The 18,656-nt window shown below is 64.5% G+C and carries 18 protein-coding genes; 2 read left to right on the top strand and 16 right to left on the bottom strand.

The genetic code is table 11. The annotated features are described in order from the left end of the window. Window positions 1-4 precede the first annotated feature (4 nt). The 4 genes from DFR45_RS07535 to gyrA form a co-directional block, all read right to left on the bottom strand. Window positions 5-901 (bottom strand): prephenate dehydrogenase, encoded by an 897-nt coding sequence (locus DFR45_RS07535; protein ID WP_114483095.1) that lies wholly within the window; start codon window positions 899-901, stop codon window positions 5-7. Between the two features lie 9 nt (window positions 902-910). Continuing rightward, on the bottom strand, window positions 911-2,008 hold the full coding sequence (pheA, locus tag DFR45_RS07540) for a prephenate dehydratase (RefSeq protein ID WP_114483096.1): 1,098 nt from the start codon (window positions 2,006-2,008) through the stop codon (window positions 911-913). Window positions 2,009-2,035: 27 nt separating this feature from the next. Then, window positions 2,036-3,145 (bottom strand): 3-phosphoserine/phosphohydroxythreonine transaminase, encoded by a 1,110-nt coding sequence (serC, locus tag DFR45_RS07545; protein ID WP_114483097.1) that lies wholly within the window; start codon window positions 3,143-3,145, stop codon window positions 2,036-2,038. Window positions 3,146-3,218: 73 nt separating this feature from the next. Then, complete coding sequence (gene gyrA / locus DFR45_RS07550) at window positions 3,219-5,864, bottom strand: DNA gyrase subunit A (protein ID WP_114483098.1); 2,646 nt, start codon at window positions 5,862-5,864, stop codon at window positions 3,219-3,221. A gap of 246 nt (window positions 5,865-6,110) precedes the next feature. On the opposite strand from gyrA, the gene ompA reads away from it, so the two are divergent. Continuing rightward, window positions 6,111-6,758, top strand: a complete 648-nt coding sequence (gene ompA, locus DFR45_RS07555; RefSeq protein ID WP_114483099.1) for an outer membrane protein OmpA — start codon at window positions 6,111-6,113, stop codon at window positions 6,756-6,758. A 120-nt stretch (window positions 6,759-6,878) separates the two neighbouring features. Here ompA and DFR45_RS07560 read toward each other — a convergent pair whose 3' ends face one another. From DFR45_RS07560 to gluQRS, 8 genes are all read right to left on the bottom strand, one after another. Next, the gene (locus tag DFR45_RS07560; protein WP_114483100.1) at window positions 6,879-7,664 is read right to left on the bottom strand and encodes a foldase protein PrsA; all 786 of its coding nucleotides are present in this window, start codon (window positions 7,662-7,664) and stop codon (window positions 6,879-6,881) included. An 80-nt stretch (window positions 7,665-7,744) separates the two neighbouring features. Further along, a complete protein-coding gene (locus tag DFR45_RS07565; RefSeq protein WP_114483101.1) occupies window positions 7,745-8,014 on the bottom strand; it encodes a BolA family protein in 270 nt (89 codons plus the stop codon). 7 nt (window positions 8,015-8,021) lie between these two features. Next, window positions 8,022-8,576: a septation protein A gene (locus DFR45_RS07570; RefSeq protein ID WP_114483102.1), complete on the bottom strand. Its 555-nt coding sequence runs from the start codon at window positions 8,574-8,576 to the stop codon at window positions 8,022-8,024. A gap of 27 nt (window positions 8,577-8,603) precedes the next feature. Next, window positions 8,604-9,041 (bottom strand): peptide-methionine (R)-S-oxide reductase MsrB, encoded by a 438-nt coding sequence (gene msrB, locus DFR45_RS07575; RefSeq protein ID WP_114483103.1) that lies wholly within the window; start codon window positions 9,039-9,041, stop codon window positions 8,604-8,606. After that, on the bottom strand, window positions 9,038-10,564 hold the full coding sequence (locus DFR45_RS07580; RefSeq protein WP_114483104.1) for a protein adenylyltransferase SelO: 1,527 nt from the start codon (window positions 10,562-10,564) through the stop codon (window positions 9,038-9,040). The genes msrB and DFR45_RS07580 overlap by 4 nt, the downstream gene beginning before the upstream one ends. Window positions 10,565-10,650: 86 nt before the next feature. Further along, the gene (locus tag DFR45_RS07585) at window positions 10,651-11,700 is read right to left on the bottom strand and encodes a GGDEF domain-containing protein (protein ID WP_114483105.1); all 1,050 of its coding nucleotides are present in this window, start codon (window positions 11,698-11,700) and stop codon (window positions 10,651-10,653) included. Between the two features lie 15 nt (window positions 11,701-11,715). Continuing rightward, a complete protein-coding gene (trmB, locus tag DFR45_RS07590; RefSeq protein ID WP_241659367.1) occupies window positions 11,716-12,447 on the bottom strand; it encodes a tRNA (guanosine(46)-N7)-methyltransferase TrmB in 732 nt (243 codons plus the stop codon). After that, the gene (gene gluQRS / locus DFR45_RS07595) at window positions 12,440-13,552 is read right to left on the bottom strand and encodes a tRNA glutamyl-Q(34) synthetase GluQRS (RefSeq protein WP_114483107.1); all 1,113 of its coding nucleotides are present in this window, start codon (window positions 13,550-13,552) and stop codon (window positions 12,440-12,442) included. The genes trmB and gluQRS overlap by 8 nt, the downstream gene beginning before the upstream one ends. A gap of 136 nt (window positions 13,553-13,688) precedes the next feature. On the opposite strand from gluQRS, the gene DFR45_RS07600 reads away from it, so the two are divergent. After that, window positions 13,689-14,243, top strand: a complete 555-nt coding sequence (locus DFR45_RS07600) for a flavodoxin family protein (protein WP_114483108.1) — start codon at window positions 13,689-13,691, stop codon at window positions 14,241-14,243. Between the two features lie 21 nt (window positions 14,244-14,264). Here the strand turns inward: DFR45_RS07600 and DFR45_RS07605 are convergent, their stop codons facing one another. The 4 genes from DFR45_RS07605 to DFR45_RS07620 all read right to left on the bottom strand — a co-directional run bounded on the left by DFR45_RS07605 (window position 14,265) and on the right by DFR45_RS07620 (window position 18,593). Continuing rightward, window positions 14,265-15,116, bottom strand: a complete 852-nt coding sequence (locus DFR45_RS07605; protein WP_114483109.1) for a MinD/ParA family protein — start codon at window positions 15,114-15,116, stop codon at window positions 14,265-14,267. Between the two features lie 12 nt (window positions 15,117-15,128). Then, a complete protein-coding gene (locus DFR45_RS07610) occupies window positions 15,129-15,893 on the bottom strand; it encodes a GGDEF domain-containing protein (RefSeq protein WP_114483237.1) in 765 nt (254 codons plus the stop codon). A 100-nt stretch (window positions 15,894-15,993) separates the two neighbouring features. Continuing rightward, complete coding sequence (locus DFR45_RS07615) at window positions 15,994-16,998, bottom strand: Bug family tripartite tricarboxylate transporter substrate binding protein (protein ID WP_114483238.1); 1,005 nt, start codon at window positions 16,996-16,998, stop codon at window positions 15,994-15,996. Between the two features lie 116 nt (window positions 16,999-17,114). After that, window positions 17,115-18,593 (bottom strand): NAD-dependent succinate-semialdehyde dehydrogenase, encoded by a 1,479-nt coding sequence (locus DFR45_RS07620; RefSeq protein ID WP_114483110.1) that lies wholly within the window; start codon window positions 18,591-18,593, stop codon window positions 17,115-17,117. Window positions 18,594-18,656 lie beyond the last annotated feature (63 nt).

Raw genomic sequence — 18,656 nt, forward strand, 5'->3', positions numbered from 1 at the left:
GTCGTCAAGACTGGGGAGGCGTGGGACTCGTCGCGCCCTCGACGCCCATGCGCCAATGCGTGCGCATGCCGCTCGCGAGCGTGAGCATGTCCTCGAGCGCCTGCGCGTCGCCCGCGCGCATGGCCTGCTCGAAGGCATGCAGCGCCTGCTGGAACAGCTGCGACTGTTCCAGCACTTGCTCTCGATTGGTGAGCAAAATGTCACGCCACATCTTCGGTTCACCCGCGGCGATGCGGGTGAAGTCGCGAAAACCCGGCCCCGCGAGTGCAAGGAATGCGTCGCCCTCGGGTTGGCCGGCGATGCTTTGCATGAAGGCGAACGCAAGCAGATGCGGCAGGTGGCTCACGGCGGCAAAGGCTTGGTCGTGTGCTTGCGGCGACATTTGGCGTACTTGGCATCCCAGCGCCTCCCATAGTTGTTCTGCTTTGCGTAGCTGTGTGTCACCGGTGTGTTCGGTTGGCGTGAGCACCACCTGACAGCCACGGTACAGGCTGGCGTCGGCGAACTCCACGCCCGAAACCTCGCGCCCCGTGACCGGGTGCGCAGGCACGAAAGCGCTGGCCATGCTGCCCAGCGCCCTGCGCGCAGCCTGCGCCACGTCGGCCTTGGTCGAACCCACGTCCATGACCAGCATGTCGCGCGTGACCAAGTGTTTGATGGATTTGAGCGTGGTTTCGGTCGCTGCCACGGGCACGGCCAGCAGCACCAAGTCGGCACCCGCCACCGCAAGCAGCGCCGACGGCGCTGCCACGTCGATCACGCCGAGCTCGCAGGCGCGCTCGGTGGTCGAGGGCGACTTGCTATAGCCGACCACGCGCCGTACCAGCCCGGCTTGCTTCATCGCCAGTGCAAACGAGCCACCCATGAGACCGCAGCCGATCAAACCGAGTTGTTTGAACATGGTGACTCCTCAACCTGCCACGGGGTAAGCGCCGAGCATTTTGTAGAACGCGCAGAGCCCACGCAATTCCTCGAGAGCACGCGCCACGTGTGGCTGCGATGGATGGCCGTCGAGGTCGATGTAAAAGTAATACTCCCAATGGCCGGTGCGCGCGGGGCGCGACTCGAAGCGCGTCATCGAGACGCCGTGCGTCTTGAGCGGCACGAGCAGGTCGTGCACCGCGCCCGGGCGGTTGGGCACCGAGACGACCAGGCTGGTGCAGTCCTTGCCTGAAGGGGGCGGCATGTCGAGCGTGTGCGGCAGGCAGATGACGGCAAAGCGCGTGCGGTTGTAGGCGTCGTCCTGGATCGCGTGCGCGACGATGTAGAGGCCAAACTGCGCGGCCGCGCGCTCGCTCGAGAGCGCAGCCCAGGCCGGGTTGGTGCTGGCCAGGCGCGCGCCCTCGGCGTTGCTCGACACCGGCCGGCGTTCGGCGTGCGGCAGATGCTTGGCGAGCCAGGCGTGGCACTGCGCCAGCGCCTGCGGATGCGCGAGCACGGCCTCGATGCCGTCGAGCGAATTGAGCGTGCGCATGAGGTTGTGCCGCACCAGCAGGCTGACCTCGCCGACGATGTGCGTGGGCGAGTGCAAGAACAGGTCGAGCGAGCGCGCGACCACGCCTTCGGTGGAGTTTTCCACGCCCACGACGCCGAATTGCGCGCTGCCTGCGGCCGTGGCGTGGAACACTTCGTCGAAGGTGGCGCAATACATCAGGTCGGCCGCGCCGCCGAAGAATTCGATTGCGGCCTGTTCGCAGAACGTGCCTTCGGGGCCGAGCACGGCCACGCGCTGCGGCGCCTCGAGCGCGAGGCAGGCGGACATGATCTCGCGCCAGATGGCGGCCACGTGCGCCCCTTTGAGCGGGCCGGGGTTGGCGTTTTGCATCTTCTCGATGACCTGCGCCACGCGGTCGGGGCGGAAAAACGGCGTGCCTTCGCGCTTTTTGACCTCACCGACCTGCTCGGCCACGAGCGCGCGGCGGTTCAGCAAGGAGAGCAGTTCCTGGTCAATGGCGTCGATCTGCGCACGCAGTTTGGCGAGTTCAGGGGAAGCTTGGGGTTCGGTCATGGAATGGAAAGGGGCGTACCGGCAGGTTCAGGCCTGCGTGCGTTCAAATTCTTGCATGTAGTCGACCAGCGCCTGCACCCCTTCGAGTGGCATGGCGTTGTAGAGGCTCGCGCGCATGCCGCCCACCGATTTGTGGCCTTTGAGCTGCAGCAGACCGTGCGCGCGCGCGCCGGCCAAAAAGGCCTCGTTGCGGCTCTCGTCGCGCAGGAAGAAGGGGACGTTCATACGCGAGCGGCAGTGTGGCGCGACTTTGTTGTAGTACAGCTGCGACTTGTCGATGGTGTCGTAGAGCAGTGCAGCCTTGGCGATGTTGCGCTGCTCGAGCGCGGCCACGCCGCTGAGCGCGCCTTCGCGCTGGCGCAAAATCCACTGGAACACCAGCCCTGCGACGTAAATGCCCCAGGTCGGCGGGGTGTTGAACATCGACTGGTGCTCGGCCACGTTGCGCAAGTCGAAGGCGCTCGGGCACACGGGCAGCGCGTGGCCCAGCAGGTCTTCGCGCACCACCACGATGGTCAAACCCGCGGGGCCGAGGTTTTTCTGCGCGCCCGCAAAGGCAAGCCCGACGCGCGACCAATCGACGCTGCGCGAGGCCACGTGCGAAGAGAAGTCGATCACCAGCGGCGCCTCGCTGCCGAGCTGGCGCAGGTCGGGCAACTCCTGAAACTCCACGCCGTGGATGGTCTCGTTGCTGCACAGGTGCACGTAGCTCGCGCCGCGGCTCAGCGCCCAGCTCGCGGGCGGCGGCACGGTGGTGAAACCGCTGTCCGCGCTGGATGCGACGATGTTCACTTCGCTCGCGTACTTGTGCGCCTCGCGTTCGGACTTCTGACTCCAGCTGCCCGTGACGACGAAGTCCACCACCCCAGCGCGCGAGAGGTTCAGCGGCACGATGGCGTTCTGCGCGAGTCCGCCGCCTTGCATGAACAGGATGCGAAAGTGCGCGGGCACGGCGAGCAGCGCACGCAAGTCGGCCTCGGCCTGCTCGTAGATAGCGATGAACTCCTGGCCGCGGTGGCTCATCTCCATCACACCCATGCCGCAGCCGTGCCAGTCGAGCATCTCGGCCGCGGCTTGTTCCAGCACCTCGACGGGCATGGTCGCAGGGCCGGCGGAAAAGTTGTAAGGGCGCTTCATGGTTTATAAGAAAAAAAGGGCATTAGCGCAGATGTATCAAGCGCAAGCAGCTCTTCATTCAATAGCATAGGCTTCAGGCGGAATCGTCACCCGCGTCTGCATCGTCAGCGTCCCCAGCATCGCCGCCACCGGCCTGTGCGTCGTTTTCGACGATGCGCTGCAGGCCGATGAGCTTGGCGCCTGCGTCGAGCGCGATCAGCGTCACCCCTTGCGTGGCGCGGCCGAGCTCGCGGATTTCACTTACGCGCGTGCGCACGAGCACACCGGTGTCGGTGATGAGCATGATCTCGTCGTCGGGGCGCACCAGCGTCGCGGCCACGACCTTGCCATTGCGCTCACTTTGCTGGATCGCGATCATGCCCTTGGTGCCGCGGCCGTGGCGTGTGTATTCGGTGATTGGCGTGCGTTTGCCGTAGCCGTTTTCGGTCGCGGTGAGCACGCTCTGCGTTTCGTCCTCGGCCACGAGCATGGCGATTACGCGCTGGCCTTCCTCGAGCTGCATGCCGCGCACGCCGCGCGCGTTGCGGCCCATGGGGCGCACGTCGTTTTCGTCGAAGCGCACGGCCTTGCCGCCGTCGGAAAACAGCATCACGTCGTGCTTGCCGTCGGTGAGCGCGGCGCCGACGAGAAAGTCACCCTCGTCGAGATCGACCGCGATGATGCCGGCCTTGCGCGGGTTGCTGAATTCAGACAGCGCAGTTTTTTTGACAGTGCCCATGCTCGTGGCCATGAACACGTAGCGGTCCTCGGGGAAGCTGCGTGCGTCCCCCGTGAGCGGCAAGACGACGTTGATTTTTTCGCCCTCGGCGAGCGGAAACATGTTCACGATGGGCCGCCCGCGCGAGCCGCGCGATCCCGTAGGCACTTCCCATACCTTGAGCCAATACAGCCGCCCGCGGTTGGAAAAGCACAGAATGTAGTCGTGCGTGTTGGCGATGAAGAGCTGGTCTATCCAGTCGTCCTCTTTGGTCGCCGTGGCCAGTTTGCCGCGCCCGCCGCGTTTTTGCGCGCGGTATTCCGACAACGGCTGCGCCTTGATGTAGCCCGCGTGGCTCAGCGTGACCACCATGTCGGTGGGCGTGATCAGGTCTTCGGTCGAGAGGTCTTGCGCGCTGTATTCGATCACGCTGCGGCGTGCGCCGAGCTTGGTCTGGCCGAACTCCTGTTTGAGCGTCGCGAGCTCCTCGCCCATGATGGCCGAGACGCGCTCGGGCCGGGCGAGGATGTCGAGCAGGTCTTCGATCGCCGCCATCACTTCCTTGTATTCGGCCACGATCTTGTCCTGCTCCAGGCCCGTGAGGCGCTGCAGGCGCATTTGCAGGATTTCCTGCGCCTGCGTCTCCGACAGGCGGTACAGCCCGTCGGCCTGCATGCCGAAGGCGCGCTCCAGCCCTTCGGGGCGGTAGTCGTCGGCGTTCACCACGCTGCCGTCTTCGCGGGCGCGCGTGAGCATCTGGCGCACGAGCTGGCTGTCCCAGCTGCGCGCCATGAGCTCGCTCTTGGCCACCGGCGGCGTGGGCGACTCGCGGATGATGCGGATGAACTCGTCGATGTTCGCGAGCGCTACGGCCAGGCCTTCGAGCACGTGGCCGCGCTCGCGCGCCTTGCGCAGCTCGAACACCGTGCGGCGCGTGACCACTTCGCGGCGATGCTGCAAAAAGACCTCGATCAACTCCTTGAGGTTGCACAGCCGCGGCTGGCCATCGACCAGCGCCACCATGTTGATGCCGAAGGTGTCCTGCAGCTGCGTCTGCTTGTAGAGGTTGTTGAGCACCACCTCGGGCACTTCGCCGCGCTTGAGCTCGATCACCAGACGCATGCCGGATTTGTCGGACTCGTCCTGGATGTGGCTGATGCCATCGAGCTTTTTCTCGTGCACGAGTTCGGCCATGCGCTCTTGCAGCGTCTTTTTGTTGACCTGGTAGGGCAGCTCATCGACCACGATGGCCTGGCGCTGGCCGCGGTCTATGTCTTCGAAGTGGCACTTGGCGCGCATCACCACCTTGCCGCGTCCGGTGCGATAACCCTCTTTGACGCCGTTGATGCCGTAGATGATGCCCGCGGTGGGGAAGTCCGGAGCGGGGATGATCTCCATCAGCTCGTCGATCGTGGCCTCGGGGTGCTGCAGCAGGTGCAGACAGGCGTCGATCACTTCGTTCAGATTGTGTGGCGGGATGTTGGTCGCCATGCCCACGGCGATGCCAGCCGAGCCGTTGACGAGCAGATTGGGCAACTTGCTCGGCAGCACCAGCGGCTCTTTTTCGCTGCCGTCGTAGTTGGGGCCGAAATCGACCGTTTCCTTGTCGATGTCGGCGAGCATCTCGTGCGCGATTTTTGCCAGGCGGATCTCGGTGTAGCGCATCGCGGCCGCGTTGTCACCATCGACCGAGCCGAAGTTGCCCTGGCCATCGACCAGCATGTGGCGCAGCGAAAAGTCCTGCGCCATGCGCACGATGGTGTCGTACACCGCAGAGTCGCCGTGCGGGTGGTATTTACCGATCACGTCACCGACGATGCGGGCCGATTTTTTGTAGGGCCGGTTCCAGTCGTTGCCAAGCTCGTGCATGGCGTAGAGCACGCGCCGGTGCACGGGCTTGAGGCCGTCGCGCGCGTCCGGCAGGGCGCGGCCCACGATCACGCTCATCGCGTAGTCGAGGTAGCTGCGCCGCATTTCTTCTTCGAGGCTGATCGGCAGGGTTTCTTTGGCAAACGGATTCATGAAGGCGGCAGGTGCGACGGCTGTGACGGAATTCGATGGCGCATTTTAGGTGCAAGGTCATGTAGCGATAGCGCAACACATCGCGCAGAAGCTGCTTTTGTGTCCTTTGCCAGCGCTTACAAGCCTGCGACAGGCCCGCTACGTATGGCACAATGAACTCAGCGTTTTGGTGGTGGTCATCAAAGACGTTCCATAGTTCCTATATCTCGCAGCGCGGCTGCGGCTTTTTCCCCAAAGAGGAGAACCATGAAGAAACTGAACAAAGTAGCAATACTGTTTGCCTCTGCAGCACTCGCAACCGCCGTGAGCGCCCAATCCTCGGACAACTGGAAGAACGGCACCGGCGAGTTGGTGTGGAAGAACGGTACGAATGAATTGTGCTGGCGCAATGCCAACTGGACGCCCGCAACGGCCGATCCACGGTGCGACGGCGCTATCAAGCCGCCGGAGCCCGCCCCTGTGGCGGCAGCATCCGAGGCGACCCCCGCTCCGGCACCTGCACCTGCCCCAGCCCCTGCACCGGTCACCGCTTCGAAAGTGACCTATGCGGCTGATACATTCTTCGATTTCGATAAGGCCGTTCTCAAGCCGCAGGGCAAGGCCACGCTCGATGATCTGGTATCCAAGATCAAGGACATCAATCTCGAGGTGGTCATCGCCGTCGGCCATACCGATTGGATTGGCTCTGATGCTTACAACCAAAAGCTCTCGGAGCGTCGTGCCGCAGCGGTCAAGGCTTATTTGGTGTCCAAGGGCATCGACAAGAACCGCATCTACACCGAAGGCAAGGGTGAAAAGCAGCCCATCGCCGACAACCGCACCAAAGAAGGCCGCGCCAAGAATCGTCGCGTGGAAATCGAAGTGGTCGGTACTCGTCGCACCGACGCCCAGTAAGGCATTCAACGGTTCTGCCGTTTTGCCGCCAAGAAAAAAGCCCCGCAACAAGGGGCTTTTTTCTTGCATGTGCGGTGTGCGGCAGGCGGTATGGCAAGGCCGCCGCGCACCGGCACTGCCTTATTCCACCTTGGCTTTGCTGCGCAATTCTTCTTGGAATTTGGCGAGCTTTTGCTGCTGCAATTGCTGGGCGATTTGCGGCTTGATGTCTTCGAGCTTGGGCAATTGTGCTTCGCGCACGTCATCGAGGCGGATCACGTGCCAGCCGAATTGTGTTTTAACCGGCGTCTCTGTGATCTTGCCCTTGTTCAGCTTGACCAGCGCTTCGGTAAATTCGCTCACGTAGCTGGACGGATTGGCCCAGTCCAAGCTGCCACCACGTGCAGCAGAACCTGGATCTTTGGATTGTTTCTTGGCAAGGTCTTCGAACTTCGCTCCTTTTTTGAGGGCCGCGATGATGGCCTTGGCGTCGGACTCTTTGTCGACGAGGATGTGGCTGGCCTTGTATTCCTTACCAGTATTCGCCGCCACGAATTTGTCGTATTCAGCCTTGATTTCGGCGTCCGTGACGGGGTTCTTTTTCTGGTAATCGGCAAACAGTTCTCGAATCAGGATCGACTGGCGCGCCAATTCCATTTGTGTCTTGAAATCCGGCGTGGCATCGAGACCGCGCTTTTGCGCCTCTTGCATGAAAATTTCACGCGCGATCACTTCTTCTTTGATCTGGTTTTCGAGCTCGGGCGTGATGGGTCGGCCTGCGCGCTCGATTTGTTGTTTGAACACCTCGACCCGCTCTTTGGGGACGGGTTTGCCATTGACGATGGCAATGTTTTGCGCAAAAACGGGCAGGGTTGTTGCACCCAGCACGGCAGCGGCCACGAGGCCGGACAAAAGGCTTTTCTTCATGGGAATACCAAAGTGGTGAACAGGCCGGCGCATGGCCGGCAAAGAGAAAAGAAACGTCAAAACGTCGGGGGGAAGGGAAGTCAAAGAATCTCAATGGCCAAGGCATGCACGCCCTGCACCATGAAACTCTGCAGCGCATCATACACAAGCCGATGCTGCGCCACACGGCTTTTGCCCGCAAAGACGGGCGCCGCAATGCGCACCCGAAAGTGTGTGCCCATGCCGCTGGCATTTGCGCCGGAGTGGCCCGCATGCGCGGCGCTCTCGTCGATCACTTCGAGATGGGTCGGCTCAAGTCTGCCGCGCAGGCACTCGGCCAGGGCTTGTGCCGTAGGGACTATGGTCTGCATCGTGGGCTCATGGCTTGGGGCTATCGGTGCCCGGGGGTTCTTTGATGAAACGGCTCAAATAAAGGGCCTGACCAAGTGCGAACAGGAACATCAGCCCCAGCCCGCCAAAGAGCTTGAAGTTGACCCAGATGCTGGTTTCGAAACGATACGCTATCCAGAGGTTCAAAGCCCCCATGCAGCCAAAAAATGTGGCCCAGGCCCAGTTCATGGTGCGCCAGACCGGGTCGGGCAACTCGAGTTGGCTGCCTAGCAGCCATTGCAGCAGGTTTTTGCGAAAAACCATCTGCCCGAGCAGCAGCGCACCGCCCATGAACCAGTAGAGCGCGGTGGGCTTCCATTTGATGAAGGCCTCGTCGTGCGCGAGCAGCGTGGCGCCGCCGAACAGCACGATGATGCCCAGATTGACCCACTGCATGGGCTCGATCTTGCCGTGGCGCCAGCGCAGGTAGCCGATTTGCAGCACGGTCGCAGCAATGGCAACCGCCGTGGCCGTGAAAATGCCCCAGAGCTTGAACGCGGCGAAAAACAGGAAGATAGGAAAGAAGTCGATCAGGAGTTTCATGGTGCCCGCGGCGTCTCGCCGTGCAAATCAGGTATTGTCGGCTTCTTTCCGGGCGGCGTTGTCGGCGTCGAAGTCGAGCGCGGCAGAGTTCATGCAGTAGCGCAGACCGGTCGGCGCCGGGCCGTCTTCAAACAAATGACCCAAATGAGCGCCGCATCGTGCACACAAGGTTTCGGTGCGCACCATGCCGTGGCTGCGGTCTATGCGCTCGACGATGGCGCCGGGAACGGCTTGCCAAAAGCTCGGCCAGCCGCAGCCGGCGTCGAATTTGGTGGCGGAGTCGAACAACTTGGCCCCGCAGCAGATGCAGTGGTAGCTGCCATCGGCCCAATGCGCCTCGTACTTGCCTGTGAACGGGCGCTCGGTGGCCGCATGGCGCGTGACTTCGAAGGCGAGCGGCTCGGCGCCTTTTTGCGCGAGCAGCGCGCGCCACTCGGCCTCGGTTTTCTGGATCGGGAAGCTCATGAGGAACAACTGACGGTGATGGATGCGGCCCAGTCGGGCGGGAAGTCGGCCCAGGCTTCGTGGCCTGGGTGCTCGGCGAAGGGATTTTCGAGCAGCGTCTGCAGGGTGCGCAAGGGGGTGAAGTCGCCTTGCTGGGCGGCGCGGATGACCTGCTCCGCCAGGTGGTTGCGCAGCACGAACTTTGGGTTGGTTTTGAGCATCAAATCGGCCGCTTGCGCTTGATCTACCTGCGCTAGCTGCTCTTGGTATGAGAGCAGCCAACGCTCCCAGCCGCTGCGCTCGGCAAACAAGGCAGCGACGGGCTCGAAGTCGCCGCTGGCGACGGCGTGCGACAGACGCCGCCAGAAAATCGGGTAATCGACGCGCTGGGCTGCGAGCAGCTGCAGCAATTGGCCGACGAGCGCAGCCAGATCAGGGTTGCCGTCAGGCGCACCCGCACCCGCATCTGCGCCCAGCCCCAGCTTGTCCGCCATGCGACGCAGGAATTCGCGCGTGAACGTGGGCTGAAAGCTCTGCAGCGCCGCGACGGCTTGGCCTTCGTCAGCGAGCAGCGGCAGCAGGGCCTGCGCGAGGCAGCCCAGGTTCCAATGGGCGATGGCGGGCTGGCGGTGAAAGGCATAGCGGCCTGCGGTGTCGCTGTGGTTGCAGACGTGGCCGGGGTCGAAGTGGTCGAGGAACTGGAACGGGCCATAGTCCAGCGTCAGGCCCAGGATGCTCATGTTGTCGGTGTTCATCACACCGTGGCAAAAACCCACGGCCTGCCATTGTGCGAGCAGCGCCGCCGTGCGCTCGCTCACGGCGCGCAGCAGCGCTGCATAGGTCTGAGCGGGTGTGTGTGCGGGCGCGCGGCACTCCGGGTAATGGCGCGCGATCACGTGGTCAGCGAGGGCGCGCAGGGATTCGTAACGGTCTTTTTGCAGTCCTTGGGCATAGAAATGCTCGAAGTGCCCGAAGCGCACGAAGCTCGGCGCCACGCGCGTGAGCACGGCGGCGGTCTCCAGCGTCTCGCGGCGCACGGGCGCGGGCGAGCCCGTGAGGCACAGCGCCCGTGTGGTCGCAATGCCCAGGCCGTGCATGGCCTCGCTGCACAAGAATTCGCGGATGCTCGAGCGCAGCACGGCGCGGCCGTCGCCCATGCGCGAATACGGCGTGCGTCCCGCGCCTTTGAGCTGCACTTCGAGCCCTTGCGCGCTTTCGCCGAGCAGCAGCGCGCGCCCGTCGCCAAGTTGCCCGGCCCAGACGCCGAACTGGTGTCCGCTGTAGACCGTGGCGATGGCAGGCGTGTCCGCGCGCATCCGGTTGCCGCTCAACAGCTGTAGCGCTGCGTCGTTGCGCCAGGTATCGACGTCCAGACCCAGCAGGCGCGCGACGTGGGCGCTCGATGCCACCCAGTACGGCGCGGGCAGCGGTGTGGGCGCCTGTGCGGCATAAAAACCCGGGCCGAGTGCAGCGAAGCCGGACGCGCGCAGCGCGAGCGGGTCGGCGGGTGCGTCAGCGTGGGCGTAGGCTTGGGTGACAGACATGGCGCGGATTGTGGCGCAGCTTCCATGCCCCTGCTGTAGGTTGGGGCAGGCGGGTAAACAGCCCCGTATCTTTGAGGGGCTGGGTATCAGAACAATTCGACGTCGTCGTGCGCGACCTTGGCTTGCAGCAGCCCCTGTGCGACGAGATCGTCGTAGTAGCGGACCTGGTTGCGTCCATGTTCCTTGGCGTAGTAAAGCGCCTGGTCGGCCAGGCCCAGCACCTCGACAGGCGCGCCTTTGTCGGCGCCGACGAAGCCTATGCTCACGGTGATATGACCGATCTGCGGGAAGGTGTATTCCTGCACCGCCGCGCGAAAGCGTTCGAGCACCTTGCGCGCCGTGGGGAGTGTGATCGAGCGCAGCAGCACGACGAATTCCTCACCACCGAAGCGGAAAATCCGGTCTTCGCTGCGAAAGGACTTGCGCAGCAGGTTGGCCACGAGGATCAGCACTTCGTCGCCGAAAAGGTGGCCGAAACGGTCGTTGATCTGCTTGAAGTTGTCGATATCGACGAGTGCCAGCCATTGCTGCAACGCTTCGGTTGCGCCAGCGTCCGGGGCATCGGGATACAGCGGCGCAAGGCCCGCGTCAGCCACCAATTCGGTGGGCGCGATGAGCTGGGAAAACTGCTCGTCGAAGGTCTTGCGATTGAGCAAGCCTGTGAGGGCGTCGCGCTCGCTGTATTCGAGCAGACTCTGGTAGTTTTTGTAGACCTGAAAAATGCCTTTGATGACGTCGAGCTTGTGCGTGGAAAAGGGGCGCGTCTGCGTCACTTCGAGGCAGGTGCTGACCTTGTCCTGCATCCACACTGGCAGCCAGAGCGTGTAGTTGCCGCGACGCAGCGAAGCCATGGCGCTGTCGCGCCGGTCGGCTATGCACTCGCTGAGTGCGGGGTAGTGGGCCAAAGGTTCGCGCCGGGGATCGGTGCTGGCGCTCGTGCGCGTCGAGACGAATCTGCCCTCGGCGAGCCAGGTGCGTGGGCGCAGACTGGGCACGCCGGCGTCGTTGAAAATTTCGAGCGCGCGCACGTCGCTGACGCTGCTGAGCTGCTGCAGGGTAGAGAGCACAGAGACTTCCAGGCGCACGTGGTCGCGGTGCGCGGTCATGTCGGCGAGGTTTTGCAGAATCGGCTTCATGGTGGGCAGAGTCTCTCAATGGCGGCGCACGAAGACCAGGTCCCACACGCCGTGCCCGAGCCGCAGGCCGCGGTTTTCGAACTTGGTCAAGGGGCGGTAGGCGGGTTTGGTGGCATAGCCTTGCGCGGTGTTTTGCAGCAGGGGCTCGGCGCTGAGCACTTCCAGCATCTGCTCGGCGTAGGGCTGCCAGTCGGTCGCGCAGTGCAGGTAGCCGCCGGGCGCGAGGCGTTGCGCGAGTTTGGCGACCAAGGGCGGCTGGATCAGGCGGCGCTTGTGGTGGCGCTTTTTGTGCCAGGGGTCGGGAAAGAAGATGTGCACACCGGCGAGCGACGCAGGCGCGAGCATGTGCTCCAGCACCTCGACGGCGTCGTGCTGCACGATGCGGATGTTGGTCAAACCTTGCTCGCCGATGCGCTTGAGCAGCGCGCCCACGCCGGGCTCGTGCACCTCGCAGCACAGGAAGTCGTCCTCGGGGCGCAGGCGTGCGATGTGCGCCGTGGCCTCGCCCATGCCGAAGCCGATTTCGAGCACCAACGGCGCCTTGCGGCCGAACACGGCCTCGGCGTCTAGCAGCGCGGGCGTGTAGGGCACGAGAAAGCGCTGCCCCCATTCGGCCAAAGCCTTGGCTTGGCCCGTCGTGGTGCGGCCCGCGCGGCGCACGAAGCTTTTGATGGCCTTGGGATGCGGCACGTCTGCCGGGGCGCTGCCCGTGGGGCGTGCGGCAGCAGGCGGCGGATTTTCAGACAAGGGTAGAGAGGACGGCGTGCTCACGGGTTTGCATTGTAGTTTTGTGTAACCATGCCTGCACCCACCAAGCCAATGCCTCGGGAATGGAGCTGTGGGGCAGCGTTGGCGGGGCCGGCAAGCCTAGCACATGCGCAGCCTCGCCGAGCGCGCGCAAAGGCTCACGCAGGTCGAGCGCCGCGGCGCCGTTTTGCTTGGAGAGTTTTTCGCCGTTCGCGGCGCAGACCAGCGGCGTGTGCAGATAGCGGGGTGTGGGCAGGCCCAAGGCGTTTTGCAGCAGGATCTGCCGCGGCGTGTTGTCCGCCAGGTCGGCGCCGCGCACCACGTGCGTGATGCCTTGCGCTGCGTCGTCGACGACCACGGCGAGCTGATAGGCCCACAGGCCATCGGCGCGGCGCAGCACGAAGTCGCCGACCTCCTGGGCCACGTCCTGCACTTGCGCGCCCAAGCGGCGATCCTGCCAATGCACCGTGTTGCTTGCAATCGAAAAATGAGCGCCTTGCGCTTGCTGCATCTGCACTAAAGCCTGATTTGGCTTGAATTCTGCGACGCGAAAACGCCACGCCCGTGCGGGCCGGCCGTGCAGGCCATCGCGGCAGGTGCCGGGGTAGGGCAGGGTGGCGTGGCGTTCGGGTGCGTGGCCCAGGGCGCGCAGGGCAGCGGCAATGTCTTTGCGCGAGCAGGCGCAGGGGTAGGCCTGCCCTTGGGTGATGAGCTGGTCGAGCGCGGCTTGGTACAGCGCGCTGCGCTGCGATTGCCACACGGGCGGCTCGTCGGGCAGCAGGCCGCAGGTGGCAAGCTGCTGCAGGATGTGCTCTGCCGCGCCCGGCACGCAGCGCGGCGTATCGACGTCTTCGATGCGCACGAGCCAGCGCCCGCCGCGGCCACCGTGCCAGGCGCGTGCATCGAGCCAGCTCGCGAGCGCGGCCACGAGCGAGCCCGCGTGCAGCGGCCCCGTGGGGGAAGGCGCGAAGCGGCCGCGGTAGTGCAGTGATTGTGCCGGTGTAGTGGCGGGGATAGGTGCGTGGGCTAGCAGCCTGTCGGACTTTGGAATCGTCGGCTGCGAATGTGCCGCAGCGGCCCATTTTTTACCGTCTTCTTGCCCCATAGTCCCGCTATGGGGCGGCGAATCCGGCAAAAACTGGCCTCGCTGGGGCCCATTCTCGCTATCGACGCCCAAAGTCCGACAGGCTGCTAGGGGCACTATCATGGAATCCTTGTCATCCTTTTTTGGGAGAGTTTGCATGCCGCACACCATCGTCGTTTACCACTCGGGTTATGGACACACGCAACGGCTCGCGCAAGCCGTGGCCGAAGGGGCCGGGGCGCAATCGATCGCCATCGATGCTGACGGCAATCTGCCCGAAGGCGGCTGGGAGGCGCTGCAGGCCGCGCAGGCCATCATTTTCGGCGCGCCTACCTATATGGGCGGGCCGAGCTGGCAGTTCAAGAAGTTTGCCGATGCGTCGTCCAAGCCTTGGTTCAGCCAGTCCTGGAAGGACAAGTTGTTTGCCGGCTTTACCTGCAGCGCCAGCGTCAACGGCGACAAGCAGGTCACGCTCGACTATTTCTTTCACCTTGCGATGCAGCACGGCGGACTGTGGGTGGGGCTCGGGCATCTGCCCTCCAACACCAAGGCGGCCACGCGCAACGATGCGAACTGGATAGGCACTTTCAGCGGCGCGGCGGCGCAGGCGCCTGCCGATGCCTCGGCCGGCGAGATGTTTGCGGGTGACCTCGAAAACGGCCGCATCCTGGGCCAGCGTGTCGCGCAGCTGGCGGCGCGGCTCGGCGCTTGAGCGGCGAGGTCTTGCGCAGCCTCACTTTGGCGCCGCAGCGCCAGGCAGCGTGGCTTCGATTTTGCCGGCGAGCTGCAGCATGGCCAGCGCGGCCGGGCAGCCGGGCAGCAGTTGCAGCAGCAATTGACGGCGCATGATGGCCTCGCGCACCGAGGGGTCGGCCGGGATGTCGCCCATGTGGATCAGGCGCACCGGGCGGCCCGAATCGGTCTTGACGAAGCGCTCGAGCACCTGCTGCAGCTGGCTCGTGATCGCGCGGCCGTCGCCGGGGCGCGCCGTCTGGTTGATGACCAGGCGCACGTGCTGGCGTTTTTGCTGTGTGCACAGCACCTTGATCGCAGCGTAAGCGTCGGTGAGCGAGGTCGGCTCGGGCGTGGCGACGAGCAAAACCTCGTGCGCCAGCGACACGGAAAACAGCACCACGTCGGAAATGCCCGCGCCCGTGTCGAGCAGGATCACGTCGTAGCGCGGTCGGATCGTGTCGATGACCTGGATGAACTGGTTGCGCACCTCGGGCGTGAGGCGCGAATACTCGACCATGCCCGAACCCGCGAGCAGCGCGGAAAAGCCGCCGGGCGCTTGCACGATGGCCTCGTCGAGCGTGGCCTTTCCAGTGAAAACCTCATGCAGTGTGACCTTGGGGTGCAGGTTCAGCACCACGTCGAGGTTGGCCAGGCCCAGGTCGGCGTCGAGCACGAGCACGCGCAGGCCGCGGCGCGTGAGTGCGGCGGCCAGGTTGGCCGAAATGAAGGTCTTGCCCACACCGCCTTTGCCGCTCGTGACGGCAATGATGTGGGCGCCTGCACCCTGCGGCCCGGACGCAGGCTTGGCCGCAGGCGCAGCAAGGGGAGGGGGGGACAGCGCGTCGTTCATCTCATGCTTTCTTCAGGCGCTGCTGGCGGAATCCGCGGCCGGGAGACTGCCCCAGCCGGAATTTTCGAATGGTGGGCCAAACAAAAGGCTTTTTTCCTCGGCGCTCACGGTGCTGTCGGGTTGTGCTTCGATGCGCACGCAGTTGCGTCCCCCGGATTTTGCGAGGTAGAGCTGCTGGTCGGCGCGTTCTATCCAGAGTCGGGGCGTAGAGCGTATCCAGGGCATGGCGTAGGCACCGCCCACGCTGATGGTGATGTGCAGCTCTTGCGTCGCTGACACGCGGATGGGTGTCTGCGCCACCGCACGGCGTATGCGCTCGGCCACCATGGTGCCGAACGCAATCTGACAGGTTGGCAGCACCACGGCGAATTCTTCGCCGCCGTAGCGTGCCAGGGTGTCCATGGGGCGCACGCAAGTGGCCAGGATGCGTGCGACGGACTGCAAGACCTTGTCGCCTGCCACATGGCCGTAGCTGTCATTGATGCGCTTGAAATAGTCTATGTCCATCATCAGCAGCAGGGCCGACTCGCCCGAGCGCGAGACGCGATCCATTTCTTGCTCCAACACCGACTCGAAATACCGCCGATTGGCAAGACCCGTCAGGGGATCTTGCAGCGAAAGTTCGCACAGCTCGTCGATCAGGCTTTGCACATACTGCACCGGGGGCAGGGAGCGCAGCGCAGCATCGTCGGCGCCCGCCTGCACTGCCAAGGTGTGGGCCGTGTCCAGGCGCAGATCGCGCACGTCGATGAGGGAGGAGGCTGCGCAGGAAGGCACTTTGCGATGGGGGTGGCCAGCAGAATCGTTCAAGTGTAGCAGTGGCGCAAGCGCGAACGGGGCGGGGCAAGGGAAAGAGCCCCCAATGGTGCGTGGCTGCTCATGGCTGCATGTGTATGCCTTTGGCGACGCTGCCCCAGAGCTTATAGTCGCGCGCCGCGCGCTCGGCCAGCGCCTGCGCGTTGCCGCTCCAGACGTCGTAGCCCTGCTCGACCAGCTTGCGCCTGAGTTCGTCCTGCGCGAGGGCGCGGCGCGCGGCTTCGCTATAGCGTGCGACGAGTTCGGCCGGCATTTTGGCCGGGCCGTACAGTCCGATCCAACCGCCCACGTCGTAGTCTGCAACGCCGGCTTCCTGCATGCTGGGCACTTGCGGCAGCGAGGCATTGCGCTCGCGCGAGGTTACGGCAAGCGGGCGCACGCGGCCCGAGGCGATGTAGTTGCGCGCGCTGCCGATGATGTCGAACATCATGCTGATCTGCCCGCCGATCACGTCCGTCATGGCTGGCGCGTTGCCTTTGTAGGGTACGTGGGTGAGCTGCGTGCCCGTGCGTGCGGCAAAAAGCTCGCCGCTCAGGTGGTTCGAGCTGCCTATGCCTGCCGAGCCGTAAGACAGCTGCCCCGGATGCGCCCTGGCATAGGCCACGAGCTCGGCCACATTGTGAAACGGCAGGTCTTTGTTCACCACGAGCACGTTGGCGTAGCTCAGGATGGGGGCGATGGCGACCAGGTCTTTGCCCGGATCGAAGGGCAGGGTACCGAGGATGTGCGGACTGATGGTCATCGTCGGGCTGCCCGCGAAGAAGATCGTGAGGCCACTCTGCGCGGACTTGGCGACCGCATCGCCCGCAAGCACGCCGCCCGCGCCGGGTTTGTTGTCCACCAGCACGGCTTGGCCCAGCGCCTGCGCGAAATACGGCGCGAACAGGCGCGCCGCCGCATCCACCGGCCCGCCTGCGGCATAGCCCACGAGCAGTTTGATGGGTTGGTTGCCAGAAGATGCGGCAGCGGTGTGCGTCGTTTGCGCTTTCAGCGCCGCGGGCAAGGTGAGCGAGGCCAGCAGCGCAGCAGCCGCGCGCCGGCGCAAGAGGGGGTTCGAAGCGGGCATGGGGTTGTCTCCGGGGCGCATGCGGCGCGCCTTGTTTTTGATGAAAATGGCCTCTAGCGCTTATGTATCAAGCGCTAGCAGCTATCATAATAAAAGCGAAAGGCTTGTCAAACGGCTTATTTCAGGATGTCGCCTACGCACAAATACTTGAGCTCCACGTACTCGTCGATGCCGTGGTGCGAGCCTTCGCGGCCCAGGCCTGATTGTTTGACGCCGCCAAACGGCACGTGCTCGGTTGCGAGGATGCCCACGTTGATGCCGACCATGCCGTACTCGAGCGCCTCGGCAACGCGGAAGATGCGCCCCACGTCACGGCTATAGAAGTAGCTCGCAAGGCCGTATTCGGTGGCGTTGGCGGCGGCGACGGCTTCCTGCTCGGTGCGGAACTTGAACACGGGCGCGAACGGCCCAAACGTCTCCTCGCGCGCGCACAGCATCTCGGGCGAGGCGTCGGCGACCACGGTGGGCTCGAAGAACAGGCCGCCCAGGCGCTTGCCGCCCGTGAGCACGCGGCCACCCTTGGCGACGGCGTCCTGCACGTGGCGCTCGACCTTCTGCACCGCAGCCTCCTCGATCAGCGGGCCCTGGTTCACGCCTTCTTCAAAACCGTTGCCCACCTTGGCCGTGCGCACCTTGGCGGCAAACTTTTGCACGAATTCCTCGTACACGGCCTCTTGCACGTAGATGCGGTTGGAGCACACGCAGGTCTGGCCGGCGTTGCGGTATTTGCTCGCGAAAGCGCCTTCGACGGCGCTGTCGAGGTCAGCGTCGTCGAACACGATGAAGGGCGCGTTGCCGCCAAGCTCGAGCGAGAGCTTTTTCACCGTGGGCGCGCACTGCGCCATCAGGATGCGGCCGACCTCAGTCGAGCCCGTGAAGCTCAGGTGCCGCACCACGTCGCTCGCGCACAGCACCTTGCCGATCTCCACGCTGCCCGGGCCGTCGCTCGTGACGACGTTGAGCACGCCGGCCGGAATGCCCGCGCGCACGGCGAGTTCGGCCGCGGCGAGCGCCGTGAGCGGCGTGAGCTCGGCCGGCTTGATGACCACGGGGCAGCCCGCGGCGAGCGCCGGCGCCACTTTGCGCGTGATCATGGCGAGCGGAAAATTCCACGGCGTGATCGCGGCGCACACGCCTACGGGCTGGCGCAGCACCAGCAGACGGCGGTTGTTGTCGAACTGCGGTAGCGTCTCGCCGTTGATGCGCTTGGCCTCCTCGGCAAACCACTCGACGAAGCTCGCGCCGTAGGCCACTTCACCCTTGGCCTCGGGCAGCGGCTTGCCCTGCTCGGCCGTCATGATGCGGCCCAGATCGTCGGCGTTGGCCATGAGCAGGTCATACCACTTGCGCAGCAAAATGCTGCGCTCCTTGGCCGTGAGGTTGCGCCAGGCGGGCCAGGCGGCGTTGGCGGCGGCGATCGCGGCTTCGGCGTCGGCCGGGCCGAGCTTGGCCACGTCGGCGAGATGGCGGCCCGTGGCCGGGTCGTGCACGGCAAAGCGTGCACTGCCGGCCACCCAGCGGCCAGCGATGAGCGCGTCGGTCTTGAGCAGGCTGGGGTCTTGGAGAGAGGCGAGGGGAGAGGCGGTCATGGGCAAAACTCCAATAGCGGAACGGATGACGAAAACACTACAGGATAACAAGCGGCGGCTTTGTGCGCT

Source organism: Extensimonas vulgaris (assembly GCF_003337425.1).
Classification (GTDB): domain Bacteria; phylum Pseudomonadota; class Gammaproteobacteria; order Burkholderiales; family Burkholderiaceae_C; genus Extensimonas; species Extensimonas vulgaris.